Genomic DNA, 12,149 nt, shown 5'->3' on the forward strand with positions numbered 1-12,149 from the left:
CGCAAGCCGAAAGGAAAATCTATGATTGCCCAGGAATTAGAAGTCAGCTTGCACATGGCCTTTGTCGAGGCACGCCAGCAACGCCACGAATTCATCACCGTGGAACACCTGCTGCTGGCCTTGCTGGACAACCCCAGTGCCGCTGAAGTGCTGCGCGCCTGCTCAGCCAATGTGGATGATTTGCGCAAGTCGCTTGCCAATTTCATCAAGGACAACACCCCCCAGGTAGCCGGCAGCGATGATGTCGATACCCAGCCCACGCTGGGTTTCCAGCGCGTGATCCAGCGCGCGATCATGCATGTGCAGTCCACGGGCAGCGGCAAGAAGGAAGTAACCGGCGCCAATGTGCTGGTCGCCATTTTTGGCGAAAAAGACTCGCATGCGGTGTATTACCTGCACCAGCAGGGCGTCACGCGCCTGGATGTGGTCAATTTCATTGCCCACGGCATCAAGAAAAGCGATCCGCCAGAGCCCACCAAGACCGGCGAAACCGCTGCCGAAAACGAAGAGAGTGGCGAGAAAAATGAAAAAGCCTCGCCGCTGGAGCAGTACACGGTCAACCTGAACCAGCTTGCCAAGGAAGGCAAGATTGATCCGCTGATCGGTCGCCACTACGAAGTCGAGCGCGTCATCCAGATTCTGTGCCGCAGGCGAAAGAACAACCCGCTGCTGGTGGGCGAGGCCGGCGTGGGCAAGACGGCGATTGCCGAGGGCTTGGCTTGGCGCATCACGCAAAAGGACGTGCCGGAAATTCTGGCCGAAGCCAATGTGTATTCGCTCGACATGGGTGCCTTGCTCGCCGGCACCAAGTATCGGGGCGACTTCGAGCAGCGGCTCAAGGGCGTGCTCAAGTCGCTGAAGGACAAGCCCAACGGCATCCTGTTCATCGACGAGATTCACACCCTGATCGGTGCCGGCGCGGCCTCGGGCGGCACGCTCGATGCATCCAACCTGCTCAAGCCGGCCCTCAGTTCGGGCCAGCTCAAGTGCATTGGCGCCACCACCTTCACCGAATACCGTGGCATCTTCGAAAAGGACGCGGCCCTGTCGCGGCGCTTCCAGAAGGTTGATGTGGTCGAGCCGACGGTTCAGGAAACCGTCGATATCCTCAAGGGCCTGAAGTCGCGCTTTGAAGAACACCATGGCGTCAAGTACGCGCTGGCTGCGCTGCAGGCTGCGGCCGAACTCAGCGCCAAGTACATCAATGACCGCCATCTGCCCGACAAGGCGATTGACGTGATTGACGAGGCGGGCGCTGCCCAGCGTATCTTGCCGGCCAACAAGCGCAAGAAAACCATCACCAAGACCGAGGTGGAGGAAATCGTGGCCAAGATCGCCCGCATTCCACCCGCCAATGTGTCGAACGATGACCGCGGCAAGCTCAAGACGCTGGAACGCGACCTCAAAAGCGTGGTGTTCGGCCAGGACAAGGCGCTGGACATTCTGGCGTCGGCCGTCAAGATGGCACGCTCGGGCCTGGGCAAGGACGACAAGCCGATTGGCTCCTTCCTGTTCTCCGGCCCCACCGGCGTCGGCAAGACCGAAGCGGCGAAGCAACTGGCCTACATCATGGGCATCGAGCTGATCCGCTTCGACATGTCCGAGTACATGGAGCGCCATGCCGTGAGCCGCCTGATTGGCGCGCCTCCGGGCTATGTCGGTTTTGACCAGGGCGGGCTGCTGACCGAGGCCGTGACCAAGAAGCCGCATTGCGTGCTGCTGCTCGACGAAATCGAAAAGGCGCATCCGGACATCTTCAATGTGCTGCTGCAGGTCATGGACCACGGCACGCTGACAGACAACAACGGGCGCAAGGCCGATTTCCGCAACGTGATCATCGTCATGACGACCAATGCCGGCGCCGAGACGATGAACAAGGCGACCATCGGTTTCACCAACCCGCGCGAAGCGGGTGACGAAATGGCCGACATCAAGCGCCTGTTCACGCCCGAGTTCCGCAACCGCCTGGATGCGGTGGTGAGCTTCAAGGCGCTCGACGAAGTGGTCATCCTGCGCGTCGTGGACAAGTTCCTGCTGCAGCTTGAAACCCAGCTGGCCGAGAAGAAGGTCGAGGTGACCTTCACCGACACGCTGCGCAAGTACCTTGGCAAGAAGGGCTTCGATCCGCTCATGGGCGCGCGTCCGATGCAGCGGCTGATCCAGGACACGATCCGCCGTGCGCTGGCCGACGAGCTGCTGTTTGGCCGGCTGACCGAAGGCGGCCGCCTGACGGTCGACATGAAGGTCACGACCGACGAAAAAGGCGTGGAAACCGGCGAAGTCGAACTCGACATCCAGCCGCTGGCCAAACGCGAAGGCCGTGCCAAGCCGGAGCCGGAAGCGGCCGAGGCGAGTTGACCGCTGACAGTTGAGTAGTGCCGCCCGGAAAGCGCACTGAAATCCAGAAAGGCCGGCAGCTTCACGCTGCCGGCCTTTTTGCATGGCGCTATAAAAATAGTAGCTGCTTGCGCCCGCGCTGATTGCGCAAACAGCTGTTTTTACTTGAAAAATACAAAGTTGACAACGATGGATTCGCACACTTTTCTCTGGCACGACTACGAGACGTTTGGCCTCAATACGCGCCGCGACCGGCCGGCGCAGTTTGCCGGGATTCGCACGGACGCCGAACTCAATGAGATCGGCGAGCCGCTGATGATTTATTGCCAGCCGGCCAACGACTACCTGCCTGACCCGGAGTCGTGCGTGCTCACCGGCATCACGCCGCAGCATTGCCTGCAGCATGGTGTGCCCGAGCATGCGTTTGCCGCCCGGATCGAGCAGGTGCTGGCGCAGCCCGGAACGATTGGCGTGGGCTACAACACCATCCGTTTTGATGACGAGGTGACGCGCCACCTGTTCTGGCGCAACCTGATCGACCCGTATGGCCGCGAATGGCAAAACGAATGCGGCCGCTGGGACTTGCTCGACGTGGTGCGCATGGCCTATGCATTGCGGCCCGACGGCATCGTCTGGCCCTTGAAGGAGGACGGCAAACCGAGCTTCAAGCTTGAAGACCTGGCGCGCGCCAATGGCCTGCTGCATGAGACGGCGCACGATGCCCTGTCTGACGTTCGCGCCACGATTGCCCTGGCCCGGCTGGTTCGCACGGCGCAGCCCAGGCTGTTTGACTTTTGCCTGGGTTTGCACAAAAAAGCCCGGGTATCGGCCGAACTGGGTTTGCCCGCCACCGCCCGGATGGCCCGGCCGTTTTTACATGTCTCGGGCATGTTCCCGGCCGAGCGCGGCTGCCTGGCCGTCATGTTTCCGCTGGCCACCCATCCGGCCAACAAGAACGAAGTGCTGGCGTGGGATCTGGCGCATGACCCGAGCGAGCTGCCGCTGCTCGATGTGGCCACGCTGCGCCTGCGGCTGTTCAGCAAGTCGGCCGATCTGCCCGAGGGCGTGCAGCGCCTGCCGATCAAGTCGGTGCACCTGAACAAGTCCCCCATGGTCGTACGTAATCTACAAACCTTGACGCCCGCCATGGCGGCGCGCTGGGGTGTGGACACTGAACAAGCGCTGCGCCATGCCGAAATCGCCGCTGGCCTGCCCGACATGAGTGCGGTCTGGCCCGAGGTGTTCAGGCGTGCGGCGGAGGCCGAGCCCGATGTGGATGAAAACCTGTATGGCGGCTTCATCGGCAACGACGACCGCCGCAGGCTGAACCAGTTGCGCGAAATGTCTGGTGCCGAACTGGCGCACAGCCGCATGGGCTTTGACGACGGGCGGCTGAAGGAGCTGGTGTTTCGCTACCGCGCGCGCAATTTCCCCGAAACCCTGAACCCTGAAGACACCGAGCGCTGGGAAGCGCATCGCGCAGCGCGGCTGCTGGACGGTGAGGGCGGGGCGCGCAATGTCGATGCCTTGTTTGCCGGGATTGATGCGCTGGCGCAAACCGCCGACGAGCGCGGCGAAGCGATTCTGGGCGCCCTGTATGACTACGCCGAGGCCATCGTGCCTGAGCCTGCGTCCTGAGTGGTTTTATGCAGGCTTGCTACTTAATTAATAGCTGTAGACGCCCGTTAGCCGTGCGCAAGAGGCCTTAAACCCTTGAATTTATGGGCAGGGGCGGTGTGGCCGGCGGCCACGCGCGGGTCAGCCCGCCGGGGCGGGCTGGCGGCAGGCCCGCCGGCATAGACCGCGCCAAAGCGGTTGTCCAGGAAATCGGCCAGCGCCATGTCTTCCTGGCGGATAAAGCCCCGTGCCGGCAGGCGTCCGCTGGCCAGCAGGTCGAGCGCGGTGCAGATGCCGGCGGCGGTCGTGACCTGGATGGCGCTGCGCAGCGTGCCGCCCAGCAACTGGCTGTACACCTTGTGCGCATAGGTTTCCTGCATCAGCCGGCCATCGCGCAGGCCGCTGACAGTCACAAACACGATCACCACGTCCTGCAGCGCGGCCGGCAAGGCGTTTTCCAGGATGTCCTTGAGCACATGGCGATGGTCGCGCAGCCGCAGGTCGTTGAGCAGCGCCTTCATGATGGCGGCGTGGCCGGGGTAGCGTATGGTCTTGTAGTTGAGGTTGATGACCCGGCCGGCCAGCGTCTCGCACAGCGTTCCAAGGCCGCCGGAGGTGTTGAATGCCTCGTAGGTCACGCCGTCGAGCGAAAACTCCTCGTCCTCGGCCAGCGCCGGCACTTGGCGCGGAACGCCTTCGACGATGGCTTCGCAGGGCTCGCAGTATTCATTGATGACGCCGTCGGTGCTCCAGGTCAGGTTGTAGTTGAGCGCGTTCGACGGGAACTGCGGCAGCGCGCCCACGCGCATGCGCACGCTGTGCAGGCTGTCAAAACGCCGGCACAGGTCGGCGGCCACGATGGACACAAAGCCCGGCGCCAGGCCGCATTGCGGCATCAGCGCCGACTGCGCGCCGGCGGCCAGTTCGCGCACGCGCCGGGTGCTGGCGACATCTTCGGTCAGGTCCAGGTAGTGCACTTGCTCGGCAACGGCGGCCTCGGCAATCGCTGTCGTGAGATGAAACGGCGCGGCGCTCAGCACCGCGAATTGCCCGGCAAGGGCCGCGCGCAGGGCGTCCGGCTGGGTGATGTCCAGCGTTTGCACCTGAACCCGTGCGCCCGTCGTGACGCTGGCCAGCGCGGCGGGCGACGCATCCACCACCGTGACCGCGTAATCGCCGGCCGCATCCAGCAGGGCGGCAATGGTCGAGCCGATGTTGCCGGCGCCGACCAGCATGATTTTTTTCATCGCAATTCTCCTTGTTGAGACCTCCAAAGCATGAAACCTGCATTCAATTGTGGGAGCGGCGCATGCCAGTTGCCAGTAGCAATTCAGGCAAATCGACGCAATAATTCAGGCGAATCGACATAGCTGACACTACATTTCGCATGAAACTGGACGCCATTGACCAAACCCTGCTCAACGAGTTGCGGGAAAACGCGCGTTGCCCGGTGGCCTTGCTGGCGCGCAAGGTCGGCTTGTCGCGTACCGCCGTGCAGGCGCGCATTGCGCGGCTGGAGCGCGACCGGGTGATCACCGGCTATGGCGCGCGCACCGGCGCGGCCCATGAGCAGTCGCAGGTCGCCGCGCATGTGATGCTCACGGTCGGCCCCAAGCTCTCGGGTCCGGTCGAAGCCGCGCTGCGCCGGATTCCCGAAGTGCGCTCCCTGCTGTCCATCAGCGGCACCTTCGACATGATCGCCATCGTCCAGGCCGGCTCGATAGAAGGGCTGGACGCGCTGATCAACCGCATCGGCCTGATTGAAGGGGTTGAGCGCACCCACACCTCGGTGGTGCTGTCCAAACGCTTTGAGCGCTGAGTTTCAGGCAGCCGGCGCGAACCCGACAGGCGCCTGTCCGGCCTGCCAGGGCGGGTATTTTTCCATCACCCGTGCAAACAGCGCCCCGGATTCCCAGCGCGCGAGCCAGCCCGCCAGATGCACCCAGGGCTGCGCCGCGAACCAGGCCGCATCGGTATGCGCGAACTGCCGCACAAAAGGCAGGATGGCGATGTCGGCCAGGCTGGCGGCGGGGCCAAACAGCCAGGGATGGCCAAGCAGCCGGTCTTCAAGCTCCAGCAGCCAGCCGGCGGCATCAAGCCGGTGCGCCTGGGCAAAATCCTGCGCATCGCCTGTGTGTTCGTGCCGGTAGCGGTTGGGGTATTTGTAGCGGTCCAGATGCTGCTTGAATGCGCCATCGTTGGCGGCGATCAGCGCCTGCTGGGCCTCCAGGCCGGCGCTGTCTGAAGCGAGCCAGCCCTGTGGGTCGTTTTGCGCCAGAGCCCAGAGCATGATCTCCAGGCTCTGCTCGATCACCTGGCCATCGGGCAGGACCAGCACCGGCACCGTCGCCTTGGGCGAGGCGGCCAGCATTTCGGCCGGTTTGCTGCGCAGCAACACTTCACGCAACTCGCAGCGCTGGCCGCTCACGGCGATGGCCATGCGCGCGCGCATCGCGTAGGGGCAGCGGCGAAACGAATACAGCACGGGCAGGGGCTGAGCCACGTTCATGTCACTCGCTGCCCGGCTGCCGCACGCCAATATGGGATTGGTGGCGCACTGCCGCCAGCTCGACCTGGCGCTGGCGTTCGCGGTAGCCGTGCTTTTGTTCGTCGGTGGTGCGCGCGTGGCAGTGGGCGCAGCTCACGCCGAGTTCATACAGCGGCGATTGACGGTCTTGGGCGCTCAGCGGGTCGCGGCAGGAGCGGCACAGCGTGAAGTCGCCGGGGTTCAGGCCATGGCCCACCGAGACCCGCTCGTCAAACACAAAGCATTCGCCCTGCCACTGGCTTTGCGTTTCGGGCATGGTTTCGAGGTACTTGAGGATGCCGCCTTCGAGGTGATAGACCTCGTCGAATCCCTTGGCGCGCATGAAGGCGGTGGACTTCTCGCAGCGGATGCCGCCGGTGCAGAACATGGCGACCCGGGGCTTTTTGCCATCGACGGGCGCCAGGCAGCCGCCCTCGGCCATTTCCTTTTCGACCCAGCCGGGCAGTTCGGAAAAGCTGTGCGTCGCCGGGTTGATGGCGCCCTTGAAGCTGCCGATGGCGACTTCGTAGTCATTGCGGGTATCGACAAGCACCAGGCTGGGGTCGGCCAGCAGCTGGTTCCAGTCCTGCGGCTTGACGTACTGGCCGGCCATCAGCGCCGGGTGGACATCGGGAACGCCGAGGGTGACGATTTCCTTTTTCAGGCGAACCTTCATCCGGTAAAAAGGCATCTGCGCGGCATGCGCTTCCTTGTGCTCCAGCGTGGCCAGGCGCGGATCGTTGCGCAAGAAAGACAGCACGGCATGAACGCCAGCCTGCGTTCCGGCAATCGTGCCGTTGATGCCTTCGGACGCCAGCAGCAGCGTGCCCTTGACGCCATGGGCTTCGCAGCAGGCCAGCAGCGGCGCCTGGAGGTCGGCAAAGTCGGGCAGTTCAACAAATTTATAGAGCGCGGCGGTCAAGAAATCAGGCATGGTGGTGAAAACAGAAGAGAAATACGAAAAATTTGGTTTGACGCGCGCCTGGCGAGCCCGAGGCACGGTCTGAAGGATGAAGCGAATTATCCGGCGACTGTCCGGTTTTGGGGAAACCCGCTTACAAGCCATTTTGTTGCAATGCAGCAAAATGGTCCGCAATGCTTTAAAAAGATGCAAAGCCCCGGCCGTTTTTGCACGGCCGCTGGCTTTCACCTTATTCGTCTTCTCATCAAGCCAAGGAACCATGACAAAAAGTCTGACCAGCCTCTGGCTGAAAAATCTGCGCCGCGTCGGCAAGGTACAGCAGGCGCAGGGCCGCAAGCTCTTCAAAAGCCTGCTGACCCCCGTCGTTCGCGCGCCGGTGGCAAAGCGTGCCAAGGCCGCCAAAACCATCCGCCCGATCACCCTCAAGAACATCAAGGCCGTCAAGGCACCGGCTTCCAAAGCTGCCAAGCCGCGCCGCAAGCCAGCCGCCGCTCCCGCCCAGCCCGCCGCCAGCGTGCTGCCGCTCCTGCCCGGAAGCTGGAAAAAATCGTTTTTCACGCTGCCGGGAACGGGGCTGGCTTCGGCCCGCCGCATGCTCTACTGGCTTTACCTGCCTTCGGTGCTTTCCAGGGAACCCCGGCCGCTGGTGGTCATGCTGCACGGCTGCAAGCAGACCGCCACGGACTTTGCCGCTTCAACCCGCATGAACCAGCTGGCCGAGCGCAAGGGTTTCGCGGTGCTGTATCCGCAGCAGTCGGTGGCCACCGATTCGCACCGCTGCTGGCACTGGTACCGGCGCGCCACCCAGCAGGGGCAGGGCGATGTCGAACTGATTGCCGAAATGGTCAAGCAGGTGCAGGCCAAGCACCGGCTCGACACCTCGCGCACCTATGTGGCGGGGCTGTCGGCCGGCGCGGGCCTGGCGGCCATCCTGGCCTTGCGCCATCCCCGGCTGATTGCCGCCGCCGGCCTGCATTCGGCGCCGGTCTATGGGACGAGCGACTCCGCGCTGGGCGGCTTCCAGGCGATGCAGCAGGGAGCGGGCATCAAGCACCCGGAAGCGGTCCGGGAGTTTACCGACGCGCCGGTGAAGTTTCCCGGCATGCCGGTGATGCTGATCCAGGGCAGGAACGATCCGGTGGTGCGGCGCGTCAATGTCGATCACCTGACGGCCCAGTTCGCGCTGGTCGATGCGCCGTTCATCACCCGCACCGAGCCGGTCGTGCGCAGCTATGCCGGGCGCAGCACCGGCCGCAGTCCGCGCCGCGCCTACAAGACGGCGACCTACTACGCGGGCCGAAAGCCGATGGTGATGAAGTGCGAAATCGACCTGCTCGGCCATGCCTGGAGCGGCGGCGAGGGCAGCCTGGACTACAGCGCGCCCGAAGGCCCGGATGCCACGCTGCTGATGTGGAATTTTTTCTCGCGCCAGAAGCGCCTGCAATCGGTGCCTGGCCTCATGTAAGGGCGAGTTTGGCGGCTGTTTTCAGGAAAAATACCAGTTTTGCGCAACACCAGCGGGCATATTGTGCTTCTATTTTTATAGCATCAACCCGCCGGCATGACGGCTGGGGCTTATCTCAATGCCGTGTTGCCATTCTCGGCTGACAGGTAGGGCGCGGCGCCGGTACGCTGCGCCAGGCGTTCTTCGAGTTCGCCCATGTAGGCGGCCAGGGTGTTGTCCATCTGTTCCATGCGCGCCAGGAGCACTTGCTGCTGCTGGGCAAAACGGTCCGCCAAGACGGTTCCCAGCGCTGTCTCGCGCTGCTGCTCCGCCACCACCTGCGCTTCCAGGTAGGCGCGCAGTTCGGTGAAGCGCGACGCTTCGGCCTTGTCGGCCAGTTCACGCTGGGCATTGAGTTCGCGCGTGTGGGTTCGCGCTTCGAGCACGTTTCTGCTCTGCATGTACAGCGTGCTGCCCAGGAAAATGACCAGGGTCGCGATCAGCAGCACCAGCATGACCAGGCCCAGCGACACCTGGATGGTGGTGAAGCCCAGGCTCAGCGTGCTGATGCGCGTGAATTCATCCACGTTCAGTGCCACGAAGGCTGAAACCAGCACAATGGCGAGGACCAGAAGAATGGTGCGAAAACGCATGAAGGACTCCTTTTTTGATTGTAAAAATAGCGCTGTGACTGGCCGGAATTATGGGCGCGGAGGACCAATTTGACTGTGGGACAATTCCGCCCTTTGGCGTCAGCTTGCACGGGAAGCGCACCCGGCGGCAGGCAAAAAATCGCCACAAAGATCGCCACAATCGGCTGCCCAACCTTTCTTGACCATGCAAAAAATCATTCGCCAGATCGCCACCGAAATCAGGGTTCATGAACACCAGATCAAGACCGCCGTGGAGCTGCTCGATGGCGGGGCCACGGTGCCCTTCATTGCGCGCTACCGCAAGGAAGCCACCGGCGGGCTGGACGACATCCAGCTGCGCGAACTCGAGCAGCGGCTGTCTTATCTGCGCGAACTGGAAAGCCGCCGCGAAACGGTGCTCAAGAGCATCGATGAGCAGGGCAAGCTGACGCCCGAATTGCGCGCGGCCATTGAATTCGCCGCCACCAAGCAGGATCTCGAAGACCTGTACCTGCCCTACAAGCCAAAACGCCGCACCAAGGGCCAGATCGCCCGCGAATCGGGCATCGAGCCGCTGGCTAACCGGCTGTTTGCCGACTCATCCTTGAACCCTGCTGAAGAAGCCGCTGCCTACGTGAAGGCCGAAAAGAACGAAAGCGGCGACGATTTCACCACCGTGCAGGCGGTGCTCGACGGCGTGCGCGACATCCTCAGCGAGCGCTGGGCCGAGGACGCGCCGCTGGTGCAGTCGCTGCGCCAGTGGCTCTGGAGCGAGGGCCTGCTGTCGTCCAAACTGGTCGCCGGCAAGGACGAGAACCATGCCGACAACGCCAAGTTCCGCGATTATTTCGACTACGACGAGCCGATGGGCCGCGTGCCGTCGCACCGCGCGCTGGCCGTGTTCCGGGGCCGGGGGCTGGAAATCCTGGACGCCAAGCTGGTGCTGCCCGAGCCGCCCGAGGCCGGCAAGCCCAGCATCGCCGAGGGCAAGATTGCGCTGCACTTGGGCTGGAGCCACAAGGCGCGGCCGGCCGACGATTTGATCCGCAAGTGCATCGCCTGGACCTGGCGCGTCAAGCTCAGCCTGTCGCTGGAGCGCGACCTGTTCACCCGCTTGCGTGAGGACGCCGAAAAAGTCGCCATCAAGGTGTTTGCCGACAACCTGCGCGACCTGCTGCTGGCCGCGCCGGCCGGCCCGCGCGTGGTGATGGGGCTGGACCCCGGCATTCGCACCGGCGTGAAGGTGGCCGTGGTCGATACGACGGGCAAGCTGGTCGAAACCGCTACGGTGTTTCCGCACGAGCCGCGCAAGGACTGGGACGGCTCGCTGCACACGCTCGCCAAGCTGTGCGAAAAGCACGGCGTGAACCTGATCGCGATTGGCAACGGCACGGCCAGCCGCGAAACCGACAAGCTGGCCGCCGACCTGATGAAGCGTATCGACGGCATGCAGCGCGTGGTGGTCAGCGAAGCCGGTGCCTCGGTCTATTCGGCCAGCGAATTCGCCAGCCAGGAAATGCCCGATGTCGATGTGAGCCTGCGCGGCGCCGCCAGCATCGCGCGCCGCCTGCAGGATCCGCTGGCCGAGCTGGTCAAGATCGACCCGAAATCGATTGGCGTCGGCCAGTACCAGCACGACGTGAACCAGAGCGACCTGGCGCGCAGCCTGAGCGCGGTGGTCGAGGACTGCGTGAACAGCGTCGGCGTGGACCTGAACACCGCCAGCGTGCCGCTGCTGGCGCGCGTGTCGGGGCTGAGCCAGACGGTGGCCAAGTCGGTGGTGCGCTGGCGCGATGCGAACGGCGCGTTCGGCAGCCGCGCTGATTTGCTCAAGGTCACGGGGCTGGGCGCCAAGACCTTCGAGCAAAGCGCGGGCTTTTTGCGCCTGCGCGGGGGCACCAATCCGCTGGACATGACCGGCGTGCATCCCGAGACCTATGCGGTCGTTGAAAAGATCATGGCGCACACCGGCCGGCCGGTGGCCGAGCTGATGGGCCGCGCCGAGATGCTCAAGACGCTCAAGCCCGAGCTGTTCGCCAACGAGAAGTTCGGCGTCATCACGGTCAAAGACATCCTGGCCGAGCTGGAAAAGCCGGCCCGCGACCCGCGCCCCGACTTCAAGGTGGCGCGCTTCAATGACGGCGTGGAAGACATCCGCGACTTGAAGGAAGGCATGCTGCTCGAAGGCACGGTCAGCAACGTGGCGGCCTTCGGCGCGTTCATCGACATTGGCGTGCACCAGGACGGCCTGGTGCATGTCAGCCAGCTGTCCAACAAGTTCGTGACCGACGCGCGCGAGGTTGTGAAAACCGGCGACATCGTCAAGGTGCGCGTGACCGAGGTCGATGTGGCCCGCAAGCGCATCGGCCTGACCATGAAGCTGGACGCTGCGCCAGCGCGCCGTGACGCCCCGCGCGACAACCGCTTTGAAGGCGCCCGGCCCGGCACGCAAAACCGTGGCGGAGCGCGGCAGGGCGCGCCGCAGCCGGCATCAACTGCGATGGAATCGGCGTTCAGCAAGCTGGCGGGACTGAAGAAATAGCATTTCCGACGCATTTCCTGTTTCCACGGTCAAAAAGACGATCTTTTGACAGTCAAACAGGGCGTTTGCGCAATAGCCACGGGCGGTAGCAGCTATGTATTCAATAGCGGCCTGGTGCCTGACCCTGG

At 63.6% G+C, this 12,149-nt stretch carries 9 protein-coding genes; 5 read left to right on the top strand and 4 right to left on the bottom strand.

Annotated elements, in window-relative coordinates; all coding sequences use genetic code 11:
* Positions 1-21: 21 nt before the first annotated feature.
* Together clpA and sbcB are read left to right on the top strand one after the other, a co-directional pair.
* Positions 22-2,358: an ATP-dependent Clp protease ATP-binding subunit ClpA gene (gene clpA, locus PNAP_RS09695; protein ID WP_011801325.1), complete on the top strand. Its 2,337-nt coding sequence runs from the start codon at positions 22-24 to the stop codon at positions 2,356-2,358.
* A gap of 168 nt (positions 2,359-2,526) precedes the next feature.
* Positions 2,527-3,975, top strand: a complete 1,449-nt coding sequence (sbcB, locus tag PNAP_RS09700; protein ID WP_011801326.1) for an exodeoxyribonuclease I — start codon at positions 2,527-2,529, stop codon at positions 3,973-3,975.
* Positions 3,976-4,022: 47 nt separating this feature from the next.
* On the opposite strand, the gene PNAP_RS09705 is transcribed toward sbcB, so the two are convergent.
* Positions 4,023-5,201, bottom strand: coding sequence for a saccharopine dehydrogenase family protein (locus PNAP_RS09705; protein ID WP_011801327.1), 1,179 nt, complete (start codon positions 5,199-5,201; stop codon positions 4,023-4,025).
* A gap of 140 nt (positions 5,202-5,341) precedes the next feature.
* Between PNAP_RS09705 and PNAP_RS09710 the strand changes: the two genes are divergently transcribed.
* Complete coding sequence (locus tag PNAP_RS09710) at positions 5,342-5,773, top strand: Lrp/AsnC family transcriptional regulator (RefSeq protein ID WP_011801328.1); 432 nt, start codon at positions 5,342-5,344, stop codon at positions 5,771-5,773.
* Between the two features lie 3 nt (positions 5,774-5,776).
* Here PNAP_RS09710 and PNAP_RS09715 read toward each other — a convergent pair whose 3' ends face one another.
* Complete coding sequence (locus PNAP_RS09715; protein ID WP_011801329.1) at positions 5,777-6,463, bottom strand: glutathione S-transferase; 687 nt, start codon at positions 6,461-6,463, stop codon at positions 5,777-5,779.
* 1 nt (position 6,464) lies between these two features.
* Complete coding sequence (trhO, locus tag PNAP_RS09720) at positions 6,465-7,415, bottom strand: oxygen-dependent tRNA uridine(34) hydroxylase TrhO (RefSeq protein ID WP_011801330.1); 951 nt, start codon at positions 7,413-7,415, stop codon at positions 6,465-6,467.
* Positions 7,416-7,662: 247 nt separating this feature from the next.
* Here trhO and PNAP_RS09725 point away from each other — a divergent pair, with 247 nt between their 5' ends.
* A complete protein-coding gene (locus PNAP_RS09725) occupies positions 7,663-8,868 on the top strand; it encodes an extracellular catalytic domain type 1 short-chain-length polyhydroxyalkanoate depolymerase (RefSeq protein ID WP_041376648.1) in 1,206 nt (401 codons plus the stop codon).
* A 110-nt stretch (positions 8,869-8,978) separates the two neighbouring features.
* On the opposite strand, the gene PNAP_RS09730 is transcribed toward PNAP_RS09725, so the two are convergent.
* Positions 8,979-9,500 carry a hypothetical protein gene (locus tag PNAP_RS09730; RefSeq protein WP_011801332.1) on the bottom strand — a complete coding sequence of 174 codons (522 nt, stop codon included), beginning with the start codon at positions 9,498-9,500 and terminating at the stop codon, positions 8,979-8,981.
* Between the two features lie 184 nt (positions 9,501-9,684).
* On the opposite strand from PNAP_RS09730, the gene PNAP_RS09735 reads away from it, so the two are divergent.
* Positions 9,685-12,021 (top strand): Tex family protein, encoded by a 2,337-nt coding sequence (locus PNAP_RS09735; RefSeq protein ID WP_011801333.1) that lies wholly within the window; start codon positions 9,685-9,687, stop codon positions 12,019-12,021.
* Positions 12,022-12,149: the final 128 nt, after the last annotated feature.

It is taken from the genome of Polaromonas naphthalenivorans CJ2 (genome assembly GCF_000015505.1).
In the GTDB taxonomy this organism is placed as follows: Bacteria; Pseudomonadota; Gammaproteobacteria; order Burkholderiales; family Burkholderiaceae_C; genus Polaromonas; species Polaromonas naphthalenivorans.

Coding starts and splice junctions, on each gene's coding strand:
- clpA (WP_011801325.1), top strand. CDS start 22: ATGATTGCCCAGGAATTAGAAGTCAGCTTGCACATGGCCTTTGTCGAG.
- sbcB (WP_011801326.1), top strand. CDS start 2,527: ATGGATTCGCACACTTTTCTCTGGCACGACTACGAGACGTTTGGCCTC.
- PNAP_RS09705 (WP_011801327.1), bottom strand. CDS start 5,201: ATGAAAAAAATCATGCTGGTCGGCGCCGGCAACATCGGCTCGACCATT.
- PNAP_RS09710 (WP_011801328.1), top strand. CDS start 5,342: ATGAAACTGGACGCCATTGACCAAACCCTGCTCAACGAGTTGCGGGAA.
- PNAP_RS09715 (WP_011801329.1), bottom strand. CDS start 6,463: ATGAACGTGGCTCAGCCCCTGCCCGTGCTGTATTCGTTTCGCCGCTGC.
- trhO (WP_011801330.1), bottom strand. CDS start 7,415: ATGCCTGATTTCTTGACCGCCGCGCTCTATAAATTTGTTGAACTGCCC.
- PNAP_RS09725 (WP_041376648.1), top strand. CDS start 7,663: ATGACAAAAAGTCTGACCAGCCTCTGGCTGAAAAATCTGCGCCGCGTC.
- PNAP_RS09730 (WP_011801332.1), bottom strand. CDS start 9,500: ATGCGTTTTCGCACCATTCTTCTGGTCCTCGCCATTGTGCTGGTTTCA.
- PNAP_RS09735 (WP_011801333.1), top strand. CDS start 9,685: ATGCAAAAAATCATTCGCCAGATCGCCACCGAAATCAGGGTTCATGAA.